Source organism: Kitasatospora sp. NPDC088742 (assembly GCF_055584905.1).
Window position 1 is genome coordinate 55,507 of sequence record NZ_JBVJLD010000049.1, and the last position, 14,571, is coordinate 70,077.

Sequence of the window (14,571 nt, forward strand, 5' to 3'; positions counted from 1 at the left end):
TCAGTCCTACTTCGTCTCGCCGCACCTCCCGGCCCGGTCGCAGTACGGCGGCTCGGCGGTGCGGCCGCAGCCGCACAGCATGGCCCTGGTCGCCGTCCGCTCCCCGATCCGCAGCTCGCCGCGGAGCAGCAGGCGGCCGTCCTCGGTCCGGGTCACGGTGGTCGGGCGGTCCGGGGCCTCGGCACCGCCGGGGGTGAGCAGGTAGGTGAGGGCGCCGGTCGGGCAGCGCAGGACGACCGCGGCCACCACCTCGGGGGCCGCCGCGCCCGGGGTGATCCAGGGGCGGCGGCCGGTGTCGAAGACCTCGGGGAGTCCGCCCACGCACTCGGCCGCGTGGCGACAGAGTCCCGGGTCGAAACTGACGGAGACCCCCTCGGCTCGGTACTCCTTCGCGGGGGCCATCAGTCGCTCACCCGGCTCTGGTTCTCGTAGGCCAGGTCGGCGTACTCGGGGTGCTTGAGCATCCAGGCCTTGATGAAGGGGCAGGTGGCCAGCACCGGCAGCCCGCGCCGCCGCGCGTCGTCGAGCGCGGCCCTGGCCAGCAGCCCGCCGATGCCCTGGCCCTCGAACCCCGGGTCCACCACGGTGTGCGGGTAGACCACCAGGTGGTCGTTGCGGATGTACTCGGCGAATCCGGCCAGCTCCCCGGCCACGGTGGCCTCGAACCGGCTGTTCATCTCCACGTCATGTACCCGGACTGCTTCTGACATTGTCGGCCCCTTGGTCGGACTCGGATGACGGGTGGTCAAATCGGGACGAAACCCACCCTACGTGCGCGGCAGTCACAGAAGACGGCACTGGTGCCAAAGGCTGACCTTCCGTCACCCATCAGGCGTGGATCGGGCTCTGGACGGCGCGGTTCGCGGCGCGTACGCCGGTGCCCGGGTCCAGAGTGGAGGGGAGCGCGGCCCCGGCCGATCCGGGCCGGGAGCGCCCCGGAAGGCGGCTGGCTCCGGCCTGCCGCCGGTGCGGGGAGCGCCGGGCCACTCGCAGGGAAACGAACGAATCTTCTAGGCTCGCCTCGCGACTTCCCCCGTGCCGGTGCCCGTCCGCACCGGCACGCGGGAGCCGCCGTCCCACGGGCCCCGGGCCGAGCCGGGGTCACCGGACCGAGCGAGGAGGACGCAGTGTTGCCCAGCCCGAGGTCGCTCCACCTGCCCAGCCCCGAAAGCCCCCGGCGCGCCGGGGCCGCCACCCCACCAGGCCGTTCACCACGCCGGGGGCCGCGTCCGGCACCACGTCTGACGCAGCGTCCGGCGCCGTGCCGGCCGTCGAGTACCGGCAGCGGCCGTGGGGGCGAGCGATGACCCCGCAGTCCGCCGCCGCCGGCCATTCGCCCGCACTGGAGCTCGACCGCCCCGCCGAGGACGGTGCGGCGGAGGACCGTACCGCCGAGGTTCGTACCGCCGAAGGCCGCTCCGCGGAGAGCCGTACCACCGAGACCCGGGCCGCCGATGGCGCCGACACCGGTGCGCTGCCCGGCCTGCCTGCCGCCCTCCGCTCCCGGGCCGGCACCCTGGCCGGGCCGGTCCGCCGCCGGATCGCCGAGCTGGCCCGGATGGAGTCGCCGACCAGGGACACCGTCCGGCTCAACCAGCTGGCCGAGGAGCTGGCCGCCGGGTACGCCGCCACCGGCGCCACCGTGCGACGGGTCCCCAACGAGGCCGGCGACCACCTGGTGCTGGACTGGGCCGGGCGGCGCGAGGACCTCGCCCCGGTGCTGATCGTCGGTCACCACGACACCGTCTGGCCGGCCGGGACCCTGGCCGACTGGCCGGTGGAGGAGCAGGACGGGGTGCTGACCGGCCCCGGCGTGCTGGACATGAAGGGCGGACTCGCCCTGGTGGAGGGCGCGTTGGCCCTGCTGGCCGATCTCGGGCAGCGCCCGCACCGGCCGGTCCGGCTGGTGGTGGTCTCCGACGAGGAGCTCGGCAGCCCGGACGGGCGCCGCCTGGTGGAGCGTCAGCTCAGCGGCGCCGCCGCCGTCCTGGGCCTGGAGCCGCCGCACCCCGACGGCCGGCTGAAGACAGCCCGCCGGGGCAGCAGCCGGGTGCGGCTGACCGTCACCGGCAAGGAGTCGCACGCCGGCAACGACGCGGCCCTCGGCGTCTCGGCCGTGGACGAGCTGGTGGACCAACTGGTCGCCGTCCGGGGCCTGATCTGCCACCCCGACGCCGAGCTCAACGCCGGCCGGATCCTCGGCGGCACCCGGGCCAACGTGGTCGCCGGGCGGGCCGAGGCCGAGCTGGGCCTGCGCTTCTCCACCCCCGAGGCGCAGAGCCGCACCCTGGACACCCTGGCCCGGCTCACCCCGCTGCGGCCCGGCGCCAAGGTCCGGGCCGAGGTGGTCTCCAGCCGTCCGACCTGGCCGGTGCGCGCCGGTGACCCGCTGCTGCGGCACGTCCGCTCGCTGGCCGCGGCCCTCGGCCAGCAGCTCGACGGCGCCCCGGCCGGCGGCGCGGGCGACACCAACGCGGCGGGCGCCCGGGGCCTGCCCACCCTGGACGGCCTCGGCGCGGTCGGCGCCGGCCCGCACGCCCGCCACGAACACATCCGCACCGACCTGCTGGCCCCCAGGATCGCCCTGCTGGCCGCCCTGCTCGCCGTACCCCTGCCGCGCCTGCGCGGCTGACCGTCCCTCAGGGCCCGTCTTTCCCACGAGGCGGGCCCCGAGGGGTGCGTCAGCGCGCTCGCCCCACCGTCCCCCCGCGCCCCGCTCCGCCATGCTCCTGCTCCTCGCCGACGAGGCGGGCCCGCAGGGCGCGTCAGTGCATCAGTGCGTCAGTGCGCGGTGTACCGGTACAGGTCGCGCAGCAGCGCGATCTCGGCGCCGTGGTGCAGCAGCTCCTGGTTCACCCACCAGACGATCTCGACGAACGGCTCCTCGGCGTCCCCGCCGTAGGGGAAGGTGCAGTACCCGACGGTGTCCAGCGCGGCCTCGTCCGCCGCCAGCAGGGTGTTCCGCCAGGCCGTCGCGGCAGCCTCGAAGTCGGCCACCGCCTCCGCCGCGGTGCCGGGCACCGGCAGGTCGTCGCGGTCCAGCGAACGGGTGCCGTCGGTGTGGTCGGAGCGCAGGCGCAGCATCTCCGCGAGGTGGCTCAGCCGCCAGGCCAGCGTGGTGAACGGCGCCGGCTCCGGGTGCGGCCACGGCGCCGAGTCCCGCCCCCACTCACCCTTCCCGATCAGGAACCCGGCCGCCTCGCCCGGCCCCTCCGCCTGCCGCCGCACCGACCAGCACCGCGGCACCGGCTCCCAGAGGTACTCCTCGTCGGTCATCGGTGCCGCCGCGACGTCCAGCCCGTTCCCGCTGTTGAACGTCGGTCCGGCCATCCGGCCGGTGAGGCGCTCGCGGGCGAAGTCGAACTGGGCGAGCAGGGGCGCCAGGCGCTGAGGGATGGTCATCCGCGCACCCTGGCACGGGTGGTGCTCCGTCTGCGACTGCTTTTCCCGGCAGCTCAGCGGCGCAGCTGCGCGCTCCAGCCCTCGAACAGGGCCGGACCGCCGGGCGGGAAGCCGATGCCGAGGCCCTCGGCCAGCCGGACCGCCAGCAGCAGACTGCTGACCGGCCCCTCCTCGGGCCGGGCGGGGTCGACCCCCAGGGCCCTCAGCTCGGCCTCGAACCGCCGGAGGTCGGCGGCCTCCCAGGCGGTGTTGTCGAGGGAGGCCACCAGCCGCCCCTCCTCGGCGTGGCGGAACCCCACGCGCCCCTTGGCGTCGTAGTACAGCGTCAGGCAGGCCGTCCCGGCCGACACCGCGCCGAGCAGCGCCTCGTCCCGCCACCCGTCCGAGCCGTAGTGCTCCCAGGCCCAGGCCCACTCACCGAACCGGCCGGCGGTCACCACGTGGCCGTCGTACTCGTCGAGCTCCTCCTCGAAGTCCTCGAAGAAGGTCTCCTCGTCGCGCAGCGCCAGCGTCCCCGAGTAGGCCCCCATCCGGGACAGCAGCTGAGGTGCCGTCAGCCCGTGCCCGAAGGTGAGCTCGAACCCCGCCACGCCGCACTCCGTCAGCCACCCCAGACCACCCATGTGCCGCCCCCGTCCGTCGTGGTTCATGCCTGAGGAGAGCGTGCCAGCCGGGTCCGACACTCCGTCAGTCCGCGCGCAGCTGCCGCAGCGCCCGCTCCAGCCGGGAGGCCCGGCTCTTCGGGGTGAGCGCCTGGAGCAGCGGCAGCATCAGCTGGTAGCGGGCCGTCCGGTCCAGCGCCTCGAACGCGGCCGCCGCCGCCGGATCCCCGGCCAGCGCCGCCGCCAGCTCGGTCGGCACGGCGGCGCTGCTGGCCGGGGCGTACGCACCCGCCCAGCGACCGTCCTGCTGTGCCCTCCGCACCTCGGCCAGCCCCGGCTCGCGCATCCGCCCGGCGGCGGTCAGCTCGGCGACCTTCTCCACGTTCACCTGCGACCAGAGGCTGCGCGGCCGCCGCGGCACGTACCGCTGGAGGTACCACCGCCCGTCCAAGGACCGCCGCTGCCCCGACACCCACCCCCAGCACAGCCCGACGTCCACCAGCTCCTGCTCCGTCACGGACGCGGCCCCGGCCCCCTTCTTCGCCACCTTCACCCACACCCCGTCCGCCCGCCCGTGGTGCTCCGCCAACCACCCCTCGAACGCCGCCCCGTCCACGAACGCGACGACCTCGACCCCGTCCAGCTGCTCCATCCCCTCAGGCTAGGGGCTGTCTTCTTGGTGGGGCCGGTCAGTCGGTGGATTCCGGCCCGAGGCGGAGGGTGGTCACCGACCGGTTCAACCCCGAACGTTCCAGCTGAGCGAGGGTGTCGTCGAACGTCTGGGCCGGGTTGCGGCGCGAGTTGGCGATCTCCTGGACGCACGAGTAGACGATGCGGTCGTCCAGACCGATGAGGTCCATCACGAACTGGTCGGCGCTCTTGAGCTCGACGCCCCAGTTGGCGAGGTAGTCGGTGGGGAAGTCCTTCCGGTTGTTGCTCACGATGACCTGGGCGTCGCCTTGATTGCGGCGGCGAGTACGTGACGGTCATCGGGGTCGGGGAGCTTGAGTCCTTCGACGAGATCGTCGAATCCGCTCACCAGGCAGTCGCGCACGGCCTGGTTCATCAGGGCGCGACGCCTCGTCAGCACCTCGGGCGCGATGCCGAGGTTCTTGACGAGGTTTCGGTCGACCTCGTCGAGGATCGCGTCCGACCATCGCGCGCGGACCAGCCCGCTGAGCGCGACACGGACCAGGAGGTCCCGCAGGGTGTTCGGGTACAGCACGCAGGCGTCGTAGATGACGACGAAGGCCATGTCAGAGCAGTCCCAGTTCCTGGTCCAGGCGCATGAGCTCGTCAGCCGCGTCCTTGCGCCGGGCGTCGTCCTCGCGCAGGTAGTCGTGCAGGTCGGCGACCCGGACGCGGCGATGCCGACCGACGAGCCGGAAGGGGATTTTGCCGGACTCCAGGAGCCCGATGAGGAAGGGGCGGGAGACGTTCAGCAGGTCCGCCGATTGCTGGGTGGTGAACTCGGCGTCCACCGGCATGATCTGCACGCCCTGCCCGTTGGCGAGCGCCGCGAGCATGGACGCGAACATCTCGGCGACGGCCCGGGGCAGGACGAGTGCCTCGTCCTGGGCCCCGGTTTCGAGGTGGACGTGGATGTCCTCGTTGCTGTCGGCGGTGCGGGACAGGTAGTCGTTGACCCGCCGCAGGGCGCGCTGGGCCTCGCCGGCGTCGACGACTCCGGGTTCGAGCTTCTTGCCTCCGGCTGTGCGCATCTCGCTGTCTCCAATCTCTCCCTGTCGAATTATTCGCAATAAACGAAGCAAACGCAATACGCGATGCGGCTGTGCCGCCCTTGTCAGGGGAGGTGGGTGGACTGCACACTGGTACCGACCGAACGGTCAGTCGGGAGGTGGGTTGCGGTGACGGTGGCCGATGCGGGTGAGGCGCTGGCAGGGCGGTTCGAGGCGGTGGTGGCTGCGGACCAGCGGGTGGAGCCTCGGGACTGGATGCCGGAGGCGTACCGGGCGACGCTGGTGCGGCAGATCGCGCAGCACGCGCACTCCGAGATCATCGGCATGCAGCCAGAGGGGAACTGGCTGACCAGGGCCCCCTCGCTGCGCCGGAAGGCGATCCTGCTGGCCAAGGCTCAGGACGAGGCCGGGCACGGGATGTACCTGTACGCGGCGGCCGAGACCCTCGGGGTGGACCGGGCCGAGCTGACCGAGAAGCTGGTCAGCGGGCGGCAGAAGTACAGCTCGATCTTCAACTACCCGACGCTGACCTTCGCCGACGTGGGCGTGATCGGCTGGCTGGTGGACGGCGCGGCGATCTGCAACCAGGTGCCGCTCTGCCGGTGCAGCTACGGGCCGTACGCCCGGGCGATGGTGCGGATCTGCAAGGAGGAGTCCTTCCACCAGCGGCAGGGCTACGAGCTGCTGATGACGATGATGCGCGGCACCGAGGGCCAGCGCGCGATGGTGCAGGACGCGGTGGACCGCTGGTGGTGGCCGTCGCTGATGATGTTCGGCCCGCCGGACGGCGACTCGCCGAACACCGCGCAGTCCATGGAGTGGCGGATCAAGCGCCACACCAACGACGAACTGCGCCAGCGCTTCGTCGACATGACGGTGCCCCAGGCGGAGCACCTCGGCGTCACCCTCCCCGACCCGGCGCTGGCCTGGAACGAGGAGCGCGGCGGCTGGGACTTCGGCGAGCCGGACTGGTCCGAGCTCAAGCAGGTGATCAAGGGTCAGGGCCCGTGCAACGCGCAGCGGGTGGAGCGCCGCCGGGCCGCCTACGAGGACGGGGCCTGGGTCCGCGAGGCCGCCCTGGCCCACGCGGCCAAGCAGAGGCAGAAGGACGAGGAGAAGCGATGAGCAAGGCCGACTGGCCGCTGTACGAGGTGTTCGTCCGCCCCCGGCGGGGTCTGAACCACGTGCACGTCGGCTCGCTGCACGCCGCCGACGACCGGATGGCGCTGCTGGCCGCCCGCGACCTCTACACCCGGCGGAACGAAGGCGTCAGCCTCTGGGTGGTGCCCTCCGGCGCGATCACCGCCTCCACCCCGGACGAGCAGGACCCGTTCTTCGCCCCCAGCGGCGACAAGGTCTACCGTCACCCGACCTTCTACGACATCCCCGAGGATGTCCCGCACATCTGACGGGGGAACAGCATGAGCGACGACCACGTGTACCTGAGCCTCGCCGAGGCCGAGGCCGGCCCGGAGGGCGAGGCCCGCTGGGCGTACGGCACCGGCTTCGCCGACCCGCTGCTCGGGGTGGACCGCGCCGTCCCGGCGGGGGTGGACCCGGCCGCGCTGGCCGCGTTCTGCCTGATGCTCGGCGACGACGCGCTGGTCCTGGCCCAGCGGCTGATCGAGTGGTGCACCCGGGCGCCCGAGCTGGAGGAGGAGGTGGCGCTGGCCAACCTCGGCCTCGACCTGCTCGGCCAGGCCCGCCAACTGCTCACCCGGGCCGGCCAGGTGGACGGCACCGGGCGGACCGAGGACGACCTGGCGTACTGGCGCGAGGACCACGAGTTCCGCAACGTCCGCCTGGTCGAGGTCCCGAACGGCGACTTCGCGCACACCGTGGCCCGGCTGCTGCTGTTCTCCACCGCCCGCCTGGCGCTCTTCGAGCGGCTGGCCGGCCACGCCGACCCGGTGCTGTCGGCGGTCGCCGCCCGCGGCGTCAAGGAGCTGGCCTATCACCGCGAGTACGCCGCCGCCTGGACGCTGCGGCTCGGCGACGGCACCGCGTACTCCGCCGAGCGGATGCGGGCCGGGCTGGCGGCGGTCTGGCCGCTGCTGGACGAGCTGTTCACGCCCCATCAGGTGGAGCTGGACCTCGGGGTGGACGTCGCCGGGCTGCGCGAGCCGGTGCTGGCCACGCTCGCGGAGGTGCTGGCCGAGGCCGGTCTGGAGCTCCCCGACGCCGCGCCGATGGCCCGGGTCGGCGGCCGGGCCGGGCGGGACGGCGTGCACACCGAGGCGCTCGGGCTGATGCTGGCCGAGCTCCAGGTGGTGGCCCGGGCGCACCCGGGGGCGACGTGGTGACCACCTTGCGCCCTGCTCTGGAGGTCGCCGCCGAGGTGCCCGACCCGGAGTTGCCGATGCTCACGCTGGCCGACCTGGGCGTGCTGGCCGGGGTCGAGCAGCACGGCGAGGCCGTCACCGCCTGGCTCACCCCGACCTACTCCGGCTGCCCGGCGGTGGCCGAGATGGCCGCCGACGTGGCCGGCCGGCTGCGGGCCGCCGGGTACCGGGAGGTGGACGTACGGCTGCGGCTCGACCCGCCGTGGTCCACCGACCTGATCACCGAGGCGGGCCGGGCCAAGCTGGCCGCCGCCGGGATCGCCCCGCCGCACGCCGTCGCCGCGTCCTCCTCCCCGGGCCTGCTCACCCTGGGCCGGACCAGGCTCGCGGTGGAGTGCCCGCAGTGCGGCAGCCGGGAGACGGAGGAGCTGTCCCGCTTCGGCTCCACCTCCTGCAAGGCGCTCTGGCGCTGCCGCGACTGCCGGGAGCCCTTCGAACGGATCAAGGAGATCTGACCCGTGACCACCACCGCCCCGCGCCGCCTGGCCTTCCACTCCCTGCGGATCGCCGAGCTGGAGCAGCTCTGCGAGGACGCCGTCGCGGTCACCTTCGAGGTGCCGCCGGAGCTCGCCGAGGAGTACGCCTTCCGCCCCGGCCAGACCCTGACGATCCGTCGGATCGTGGACGGCGTGGACGAGCGGCGCTCGTACTCGATCTGCGCCCCGGCCGGGGGAGCGCTGCGGATCGCGGTCCGCGAGGTGCCGGGCGGGCTGTTCTCCCGCTGGCTGGTCCGGGAGGCGGCGGCCGGCACCGAGGTCGAGGTGCTGCCGCCGGTCGGCCTGTTCACCCCCGACCTCTCGGTGCCCGGTACCCACGTGCTGCTGGCGGCGGGCTCCGGGATCACCCCGATGCTCTCGATCGCGGCCTCGGTGCTGGCGGACGGCGTCTCGCAGGTGGTGCTGGTCTACGGGAACCGGCGCAGCGACACGGTGATGTTCGCCGACGAGCTGGCCGACCTGAAGGACCGTCACCTCGGCCGCCTCCAGCTGGTCCACGTGCTCTCCCGGGAGAGCCGCGACGCCGAGCTGCTCAGCGGCCGGCTCGACCCGGAGCGGGTCCGGGCCCTGCTGACCGCCCTGGTGGACGCCCCCGAGGTGGACCACTGGTGGCTCTGCGGCCCGTACGGCATGGTGATCGGCGCCAAGGAGCTGCTGCACGAGCTGGGCGTCCCGGCCGAGCGGGTGCACCAGGAGCTCTTCCACGCCGAGGACGAGCCCTTCACCGAGCGCACCGAGGACGAGCCGGTCGACGCCGACGCCGCCGAGGTCACCGTCATCCTCGACGGCCGCTCCGGCACCCTCTCCCTCCCGCGCGACCGCTCCATCCTGGACGGCGCCCAGCGCTCCCGCCCCGACCTCCCGTTCGCCTGCAAGGGCGGCGTCTGCGGCACCTGCCGCGCCCTGGTCACCGAGGGCGAGACCACCATGCGCCGCAACTTCGCCCTGGAGGAGAAGGAGCTCGCCGCCGGCTACGTCCTGACCTGCCAGGCCCGCCCGGTCTCCGACAAGGTCACGGTCGACTTCGACCGGTAGGGGTTGCCCCCGGCCCGGGTCAGCCGTGCGACTCGGGCTTCGAGCAGGCGCCGGCGATCAGCAGCAGCACGGCGGCGGGCAGGAGCAGGAACCAGCCGAGCATCAGGCCGAGCACCGAGGCGACCGTCAGCACGGCGGCCGCCGCCCAGCTCAGGAAGCGGAAGCCCCAGGCGTGGGAGGCCAGTTGCGGGGCCAGGGTGAGGAGGCCGAGGACCGCCAGCGGCGAGCCCACGACGGGGGCGACCGAGAACCCCCACAGGACCACCGGCACCGCGCAGAGCGCGGCCACCGCGGCCACCACCCGTGCGGCTCCCGGCGCGACGACGACTTGCTGGCTCATGCTCCCCCCGAGGTTCTTGAACGCGTTCAAAGTCTGCCTCGGCGGCTGACGTACCGTCAAGCGCGCCCACGGCGCGGACCCCGGCCCGGGAGGGTCGCCCGCATGACCCAGCGCCACTTGGCGATCCGGCGGTCCCGGGCGAAGCCGAAGGCGGTGTAGAGCTCCTCCGGGCCGGTGTGGAAGTAGGCGCCGCGCTGGGGCGGGCGGGCCTCGGTCTGTTCGGGGTAGGCCTCGACCGTGCCGCCGCCGGCGGCGGTGATCGCGGCGAGGGCGGCCGCGACGGCGGCGCGGGCGACCCCGTGGCCGCGGTGGGCGGTGGCGGTGAAGACGCAGCCGATCCGCCAGTCGGGGAGCCGGTCGAGCTGCCTGGCGTAGGCGGCGGGGTTCTTGATGTTCGGCAGCTCGGCCGGGGGCCCGAACTGGCACCAGCCGACGCACTCGCCGGCTTCGTCGTACACCAGCACCTGGTGGCAGCTGCCGCGCTCCACCTGGGCCAGCTTGGCCGCCCGGTTGTCCTCGGGGGAGGCGGCGCCGCGGACGCCCTCGGGGTGGAAGCCCATGCACCAGCAGCCGCCCCAGACGCCGTGGTGACGCTCCACCAGGGCCGCGAAGTCGTCCCAGGTGGCGGGGGTGAGCGGCCGGGTGGTGTAGTGCCGGTCCTCCGTCATGCCCGCATCGTCGGACGCGGGCCGGGCACCGGCAAGGCGCACCGCCGGTCAGGACGGGACGGCCGCCCGCTCGTGCGGGTCGCCGAGGAGGGTGGCGATCTCGTGGGCGGCGGCGCGGCCGGCGCGGTTGGCGCCGATGGTGGAGGCGGAGGGGCCGTAGCCGAGCAGGTGGACGCGGGGGTCGTCGGTGGCGCGGGTGCCGGTGAGGCGGATGCCGCCGGCGGGGGTGCGCAGGTGGAGCGGGGCGAGGTGGGCGGTCTCGGCGCGGAAGCCGGTGGCCCAGACGATCGCGTCGAAGGCCTCCTCGTGCTCGCCCCAGGCCACGCCGTGCTCGGTGAGGCGGTCGAACATCGGCCGCCGGTGCAGGGCGCCCAGCTCCTCGGCCCGGCGGTACGCGACCGAGGGGCCGAGGCCGGTGACGCTGACCACGCTGCGCACCGGCAGACCCTCCCGGACCCGCTGCTCGACCAGCGCGACGGCGGCCCGGCCGGACTCGGGGGTGAACGGACCGTCCCGGTACTCGGGCTCACGCCGCGTCACCCAGACCGTCTCGCCCACGGCGGCCACCTCGGAGAGCACCTGGATCGCCGAGGCCCCGCCGCCGACCACCAGCACCCGCCGGCCGGCGAACTCCTCGGGCCCGCGGTAGTCGGCGTAGTGCAGCTGACGGCCCGTGAAGTGCCCCGGGTAGAACGGCAGGAAGGGCCTGGTCCAGGTGCCGGTGGCGTTCACCAGCGCCCGGGCCCGCCACTGCCGCCCGGCGTCGCCGCTCACCAGCAGCCGCCCGTCCGGCAGCGACTCGACCGAGGAGACCCGGACCGGCCGGACCACCGGAAGCGCGTGCCTGGCCTCGTACGCGGCGAAGTAGCCGGGCACCACCTCGCGGGCCGGCGCCCCCGGGTCGGGCTCGGGCAGCTCGAAGTCGGGCAGGTCGTGGAAGCCGTGCACGGTGGCCATCCGCAGCGAGGGGGAGCGGTGGGCCCAGGCGCCGCCGGGGGCCTCGTCCGCGTCCAGCACCACGAAGCCGGTGTACGGGGCGAAGCCGCGTCGGCGCAGGTGGTAGGCGGCCGACAGGCCGGCCTGCCCGGCCCCGATCACCACGACGTCGACGTCCACCGTTGTTTCACCGTAAACAGTCACGGTGGTGAAACATCGACGGGGGTGGGGCTGTTCCCGGGGCTAGTCTCGGGGCATGACGATGCGCAAGGCCGTTCCCGCGAGTGTCGAAGCCATGCTGGATGACCTGGGGAGGCTGATACGGGCCGAATCCCCCTCGGACGACCCGACGGCGCTCAAGGCCTCGGCCGGAGTGGTCGCCGAGATGATCGAGCAGCGCCTGGGCGGGTCGGCCGAGATCGTCGAGCGCGACGGGCTGCCGCACGTCCACTGGTCCGGCGGCGGCGAGCCGAAGGTGCTGATCCTCGGTCACCACGACACCGTCTTCCCGCTCGGCACCCTGGAGCGCCGCCCGTTCACCGTCGCGGACGGACGGGTCACCGGGCCCGGGGTCTTCGACATGCTCGGCGGACTGGTCCAAGCGGTGCACGGCCTGGCCACGCTCGACGACCTGTCAGGTGTGGAGATCCTGGTGACCGCGGACGAGGAGGTCGGCTCCCGCAGCTCGCGGGCGCTGATCGAGGAGCGGGCACTGGCCTGCGGCGCGGTGCTGGTCTTCGAGGGCGCGGCCGACGGCGGCGGGCTCAAGACCGCCCGCAAGGGCACCGGCGGCTTCCACGTCACCGTCACCGGCCGGGCCTCGCACGCCGGGCTGGAGCCCGAGGCCGGGGTCAACGCCCTGATCGAGGCCGCCCACCAGGTGCTCGCCATCGCCGCCCTGGGCCGCCCCGAACTCGGCACCACCGTCACCCCGACCGTGGCCACCGCGGGCACCGCGGAGAACGTGGTGCCGGCCGAAGCGACCGTCCTGGTCGACGTCCGGGTCGAGACGCGGCAGGAGAAGGAACGGGTGGAGGCGGCCTTCGCGGCGCTGACCCCGGTGGTCGAGGGCGCGCGGATCGCCGTCTCGGGCGGGATCAGCCGGCCGCCGATGCCCGAATCCGCCTCCGCCTCGCTGTTCGCGGTGGCCCGTGAACTGCTCCCCGGCGTCGAGGGCCGCTCGGTCGGCGGCGGCAGCGACGGCAACTTCACGGCGGCGCTCGGCGTCCCGACCCTCGACGGGCTGGGCGCGGTCGGCGGCGGGGCCCACTCCGACGACGAGTACCTGCTGGTCGACTCCATGGTCGAGCGCGCGGGCCTGGTCGCCGGGCTGGTGCTGGCCATCCGCCGGAACTGACGGACCGTCGGCGGGCGGCTCCGGCCGCCCGCCGCCCGGCGCTACTGGACCGGCGAGATCACCACGGCCGTCCCGTACGCGCAGATCTCCGTCCCGAGGTCGGCCGCCTCGGTGACGTCGAAGCGCATCATCAGCACCGCGTTCCCGCCGCGGGCCTTGGTCTGCTCGACCAGCCGCTCCATCGCCTGGTTCCGGGACTCGACCAGGGTCTTCGTCAACCCCTTCAACTCCCCTCCCAGCATGGACTTCAGGGAGGCGCCGATCTGCGTCCCGATGTGACGGCTGCGCACGGTCAGGCCGAAGACCTCCCCGATCACCCGGTCCACCCGGTAGCCCGGGACGTCGTTGGTCGTGACCACCAGCACGTCGGCGCCCGGGCCCTGCCCGCCGCCGAACTCTTCGAGGTTGCTCATGGTTGCCATCCTGCAACCCGGGGACCGGCCAAGCAGGTGGACTCGCTCGGGCACAGCCTGTAAACCTGGTCCCATGGGCGAGCGAAGCGATCATCCACAGGGGCCGGGCGCGGCGGCTGACTCCGGCGCGCAGGAGATCGAAGCAACGGTGGTGCTCGGCATCCGGATCACCGACTGGGACCAGCTGCGCCGCGCCGCGCGGGCCGCCGTCGAGGAGCTGGACTTCGCCGGGGTCGATCCGGAGGGACAGCGGGCGGCACTCCTGCGGGAGGTCTCCGAGGACCCCAACGCGGCGCTCGGCGCGCTGCTCCACCCCGACCGGCTGGTGGCCGCGATCCCCGGCGTCGAGGCGATCGGCGGCACCCTGGAGATCGCCGTCACCGACGACTTCGCCCCGGACTTCGCCGAGCTCTTCCCGCTCGACCTGGACGAGGAGGAGGGCGGCGGCACCGGGGACTGGACCCTCACCCCGCGCACCGCCTGTCTGATCCACACTCAGCTCATCACGCTGGCCGACGCCGCGTACGACGACCTGGACGAGCACGAGGACGACCCGGTCACCGACGAGGAGGAGGCGGACTGGGCGGTGCTCGGCCGCCTGCCGCAGCGCACCTGGCAGCTCCACCGCAGCTGGCGCCGCGCCTTCGCCCGCGCCTTCGACGACCTCGCCGAGGACCTCGCCCTCGGCGAGTGGCCGCTGCCCCGCAACCTGGCCGAGGAACTGGCCCTGCGGCTGGCCCTGGTGGACTCCCGCGAACTGCTCGGCGCCCAGCCGCAGGCGGTGGCCGACATGATGGGCGACCTCCCGGTCGACCTCTACGACTACGACTGGGACGGCTGCGCCGACGAACTCTTCGGCGTCTACGGCCCGGACGAGGGCGACCCGGAACTGGACGCCACCGAGCGCACCGACGTCCTGCTGGCCGCCACCCACCCCGAGGGCTGGTTCCTCACCTACGAGGACGCCGAGGAACGCGACCCCACCCGCGGCTACCGCCGCTGACCGCCCGTCAGGCGTAGGTGCCGAGGGCCTCGGCCAGCCGGTCGTCCTGATCGGGCGTCAGGGCGAGCCGGGTGGAGCGGGGGCTGTGCGGGTCGGAGCAGCGCAGGACGCGGCTGGGGCGGGAGGCGGCGCCGCTGAGCGGCGAGGTCTCCTCGAAGAGCCAGCTCGGACCGTCCCAGAAGGGGTGGTCGAGCAACGACTCCGCCAACTCGTCGAGGGTCCCGCCCGGGGCGCCGATGGCGGTGAGGGCCTCGGCGACGGTCGCGACGGCGTCCG

20 protein-coding genes and 1 pseudogene are annotated in these 14,571 nt (G+C 74.1%); 8 read left to right on the forward strand and 13 right to left on the reverse strand.

Features of this window, described 5'->3' with window-relative positions:
• Nucleotides 1-6 precede the first annotated feature (6 nt).
• Both ACZ6ZR_RS30455 and ACZ6ZR_RS30460 read right to left on the reverse strand, forming a co-directional pair.
• Entirely contained in the window at nucleotides 7-402 is a 396-nt protein-coding gene (locus ACZ6ZR_RS30455; RefSeq protein WP_465647792.1) for a (4Fe-4S)-binding protein, read from the reverse strand.
• Nucleotides 402-710: a GNAT family N-acetyltransferase gene (locus tag ACZ6ZR_RS30460; protein WP_465647794.1), complete on the reverse strand. Its 309-nt coding sequence runs from the start codon at nucleotides 708-710 to the stop codon at nucleotides 402-404. Before ACZ6ZR_RS30460 ends, ACZ6ZR_RS30455 begins: the two co-directional genes overlap by 1 nt.
• Nucleotides 711-1,303: 593 nt before the next feature.
• Between ACZ6ZR_RS30460 and ACZ6ZR_RS30465 the strand changes: the two genes are divergently transcribed.
• The gene (locus ACZ6ZR_RS30465; protein ID WP_465647796.1) at nucleotides 1,304-2,632 is read left to right on the forward strand and encodes a M20/M25/M40 family metallo-hydrolase; all 1,329 of its coding nucleotides are present in this window, start codon (nucleotides 1,304-1,306) and stop codon (nucleotides 2,630-2,632) included.
• A 149-nt stretch (nucleotides 2,633-2,781) separates the two neighbouring features.
• On the opposite strand, the gene ACZ6ZR_RS30470 is transcribed toward ACZ6ZR_RS30465, so the two are convergent.
• Genes ACZ6ZR_RS30470 through ACZ6ZR_RS30495 form a run of 6 tightly spaced genes read right to left on the reverse strand, consistent with a single transcriptional unit; the run spans nucleotide 2,782 to nucleotide 5,725 of the window.
• Nucleotides 2,782-3,402, reverse strand: coding sequence for a DinB family protein (locus ACZ6ZR_RS30470; RefSeq protein ID WP_465647798.1), 621 nt, complete (start codon nucleotides 3,400-3,402; stop codon nucleotides 2,782-2,784).
• Between the two features lie 53 nt (nucleotides 3,403-3,455).
• Nucleotides 3,456-4,052 (reverse strand): DUF6461 domain-containing protein, encoded by a 597-nt coding sequence (locus ACZ6ZR_RS30475; protein ID WP_465647800.1) that lies wholly within the window; start codon nucleotides 4,050-4,052, stop codon nucleotides 3,456-3,458.
• Between the two features lie 37 nt (nucleotides 4,053-4,089).
• Nucleotides 4,090-4,656: a YdeI/OmpD-associated family protein gene (locus ACZ6ZR_RS30480; protein ID WP_465647802.1), complete on the reverse strand. Its 567-nt coding sequence runs from the start codon at nucleotides 4,654-4,656 to the stop codon at nucleotides 4,090-4,092.
• A gap of 37 nt (nucleotides 4,657-4,693) precedes the next feature.
• The gene (locus ACZ6ZR_RS30485; RefSeq protein ID WP_465647804.1) at nucleotides 4,694-4,945 is read right to left on the reverse strand and encodes a VapC50 family PIN domain-containing toxin; all 252 of its coding nucleotides are present in this window, start codon (nucleotides 4,943-4,945) and stop codon (nucleotides 4,694-4,696) included.
• Complete coding sequence (locus ACZ6ZR_RS30490) at nucleotides 4,942-5,259, reverse strand: PIN domain-containing protein (protein ID WP_465647806.1); 318 nt, start codon at nucleotides 5,257-5,259, stop codon at nucleotides 4,942-4,944. The genes ACZ6ZR_RS30485 and ACZ6ZR_RS30490 overlap by 4 nt, the downstream gene beginning before the upstream one ends.
• Nucleotide 5,260: 1 nt before the next feature.
• Nucleotides 5,261-5,725: a helix-turn-helix domain-containing protein gene (locus ACZ6ZR_RS30495; RefSeq protein WP_465647808.1), complete on the reverse strand. Its 465-nt coding sequence runs from the start codon at nucleotides 5,723-5,725 to the stop codon at nucleotides 5,261-5,263.
• 63 nt (nucleotides 5,726-5,788) lie between these two features.
• On the opposite strand from ACZ6ZR_RS30495, the gene paaA reads away from it, so the two are divergent.
• From paaA to paaE, 5 genes are read left to right on the forward strand one after another with little or no spacing between them, the layout of a single operon-like run.
• Nucleotides 5,789-6,829: a 1,2-phenylacetyl-CoA epoxidase subunit PaaA gene (gene paaA / locus ACZ6ZR_RS30500; RefSeq protein ID WP_465647810.1), complete on the forward strand. Its 1,041-nt coding sequence runs from the start codon at nucleotides 5,789-5,791 to the stop codon at nucleotides 6,827-6,829.
• On the forward strand, nucleotides 6,826-7,113 hold the full coding sequence (gene paaB, locus ACZ6ZR_RS30505; RefSeq protein ID WP_396293947.1) for a 1,2-phenylacetyl-CoA epoxidase subunit PaaB: 288 nt from the start codon (nucleotides 6,826-6,828) through the stop codon (nucleotides 7,111-7,113). The genes paaA and paaB overlap by 4 nt, the downstream gene beginning before the upstream one ends.
• A 12-nt stretch (nucleotides 7,114-7,125) precedes the next feature.
• On the forward strand, nucleotides 7,126-8,007 hold the full coding sequence (gene paaC / locus ACZ6ZR_RS30510) for a 1,2-phenylacetyl-CoA epoxidase subunit PaaC (RefSeq protein ID WP_465647812.1): 882 nt from the start codon (nucleotides 7,126-7,128) through the stop codon (nucleotides 8,005-8,007).
• Nucleotides 8,001-8,501 (forward strand): 1,2-phenylacetyl-CoA epoxidase subunit PaaD, encoded by a 501-nt coding sequence (paaD, locus tag ACZ6ZR_RS30515; RefSeq protein ID WP_465647814.1) that lies wholly within the window; start codon nucleotides 8,001-8,003, stop codon nucleotides 8,499-8,501. The genes paaC and paaD overlap by 7 nt, the downstream gene beginning before the upstream one ends.
• Nucleotides 8,502-8,504: 3 nt before the next feature.
• Entirely contained in the window at nucleotides 8,505-9,578 is a 1,074-nt protein-coding gene (gene paaE, locus ACZ6ZR_RS30520; RefSeq protein ID WP_465647816.1) for a 1,2-phenylacetyl-CoA epoxidase subunit PaaE, read from the forward strand.
• A gap of 19 nt (nucleotides 9,579-9,597) precedes the next feature.
• Here the strand turns inward: paaE and ACZ6ZR_RS30525 are convergent, their stop codons facing one another.
• Genes ACZ6ZR_RS30525 through ACZ6ZR_RS30535 form a run of 3 tightly spaced genes read right to left on the reverse strand, consistent with a single transcriptional unit; the run spans nucleotide 9,598 to nucleotide 11,702 of the window.
• Nucleotides 9,598-9,918, reverse strand: coding sequence for a hypothetical protein (locus tag ACZ6ZR_RS30525; RefSeq protein WP_465647818.1), 321 nt, complete (start codon nucleotides 9,916-9,918; stop codon nucleotides 9,598-9,600).
• A gap of 56 nt (nucleotides 9,919-9,974) precedes the next feature.
• On the reverse strand, nucleotides 9,975-10,586 hold the full coding sequence (locus ACZ6ZR_RS30530; RefSeq protein ID WP_465647820.1) for a GNAT family N-acetyltransferase: 612 nt from the start codon (nucleotides 10,584-10,586) through the stop codon (nucleotides 9,975-9,977).
• A 48-nt stretch (nucleotides 10,587-10,634) separates the two neighbouring features.
• Nucleotides 10,635-11,702, reverse strand: coding sequence for an FAD-dependent oxidoreductase (locus tag ACZ6ZR_RS30535; protein ID WP_465647822.1), 1,068 nt, complete (start codon nucleotides 11,700-11,702; stop codon nucleotides 10,635-10,637).
• A gap of 76 nt (nucleotides 11,703-11,778) precedes the next feature.
• On the opposite strand from ACZ6ZR_RS30535, the gene ACZ6ZR_RS30540 reads away from it, so the two are divergent.
• Nucleotides 11,779-12,879 (forward strand): M20 family metallopeptidase, encoded by a 1,101-nt coding sequence (locus ACZ6ZR_RS30540; protein WP_465647824.1) that lies wholly within the window; start codon nucleotides 11,779-11,781, stop codon nucleotides 12,877-12,879.
• A gap of 41 nt (nucleotides 12,880-12,920) precedes the next feature.
• Here ACZ6ZR_RS30540 and ACZ6ZR_RS30545 read toward each other — a convergent pair whose 3' ends face one another.
• A complete protein-coding gene (locus tag ACZ6ZR_RS30545; protein ID WP_465647826.1) occupies nucleotides 12,921-13,292 on the reverse strand; it encodes a YbjQ family protein in 372 nt (123 codons plus the stop codon).
• 73 nt (nucleotides 13,293-13,365) lie between these two features.
• On the opposite strand from ACZ6ZR_RS30545, the gene ACZ6ZR_RS30550 reads away from it, so the two are divergent.
• Complete coding sequence (locus tag ACZ6ZR_RS30550) at nucleotides 13,366-14,295, forward strand: hypothetical protein (protein WP_465647828.1); 930 nt, start codon at nucleotides 13,366-13,368, stop codon at nucleotides 14,293-14,295.
• A gap of 7 nt (nucleotides 14,296-14,302) precedes the next feature.
• On the opposite strand, the pseudogene ACZ6ZR_RS30555 reads toward ACZ6ZR_RS30550, so the two are convergent.
• Nucleotides 14,303-14,571: pseudogene (locus ACZ6ZR_RS30555) on the reverse strand (hypothetical protein); the annotation flags it as partial.

Coding starts and splice junctions, on each gene's coding strand:
- ACZ6ZR_RS30455 (WP_465647792.1), bottom strand. CDS start 402: ATGGCCCCCGCGAAGGAGTACCGAGCCGAGGGGGTCTCCGTCAGTTTC.
- ACZ6ZR_RS30460 (WP_465647794.1), bottom strand. CDS start 710: ATGTCAGAAGCAGTCCGGGTACATGACGTGGAGATGAACAGCCGGTTC.
- ACZ6ZR_RS30465 (WP_465647796.1), top strand. CDS start 1,304: ATGACCCCGCAGTCCGCCGCCGCCGGCCATTCGCCCGCACTGGAGCTC.
- ACZ6ZR_RS30470 (WP_465647798.1), bottom strand. CDS start 3,402: ATGACCATCCCTCAGCGCCTGGCGCCCCTGCTCGCCCAGTTCGACTTC.
- ACZ6ZR_RS30475 (WP_465647800.1), bottom strand. CDS start 4,052: ATGAACCACGACGGACGGGGGCGGCACATGGGTGGTCTGGGGTGGCTG.
- ACZ6ZR_RS30480 (WP_465647802.1), bottom strand. CDS start 4,656: ATGGAGCAGCTGGACGGGGTCGAGGTCGTCGCGTTCGTGGACGGGGCG.
- ACZ6ZR_RS30490 (WP_465647806.1), bottom strand. CDS start 5,259: ATGGCCTTCGTCGTCATCTACGACGCCTGCGTGCTGTACCCGAACACC.
- ACZ6ZR_RS30495 (WP_465647808.1), bottom strand. CDS start 5,725: ATGCGCACAGCCGGAGGCAAGAAGCTCGAACCCGGAGTCGTCGACGCC.
- paaA (WP_465647810.1), top strand. CDS start 5,789: ATGCGGCTGTGCCGCCCTTGTCAGGGGAGGTGGGTGGACTGCACACTG.
- paaB (WP_396293947.1), top strand. CDS start 6,826: ATGAGCAAGGCCGACTGGCCGCTGTACGAGGTGTTCGTCCGCCCCCGG.
- paaC (WP_465647812.1), top strand. CDS start 7,126: ATGAGCGACGACCACGTGTACCTGAGCCTCGCCGAGGCCGAGGCCGGC.
- ACZ6ZR_RS30525 (WP_465647818.1), bottom strand. CDS start 9,918: ATGAGCCAGCAAGTCGTCGTCGCGCCGGGAGCCGCACGGGTGGTGGCC.
- ACZ6ZR_RS30530 (WP_465647820.1), bottom strand. CDS start 10,586: ATGACGGAGGACCGGCACTACACCACCCGGCCGCTCACCCCCGCCACC.
- ACZ6ZR_RS30540 (WP_465647824.1), top strand. CDS start 11,779: ATGACGATGCGCAAGGCCGTTCCCGCGAGTGTCGAAGCCATGCTGGAT.
- ACZ6ZR_RS30545 (WP_465647826.1), bottom strand. CDS start 13,292: ATGAGCAACCTCGAAGAGTTCGGCGGCGGGCAGGGCCCGGGCGCCGAC.
- ACZ6ZR_RS30550 (WP_465647828.1), top strand. CDS start 13,366: ATGGGCGAGCGAAGCGATCATCCACAGGGGCCGGGCGCGGCGGCTGAC.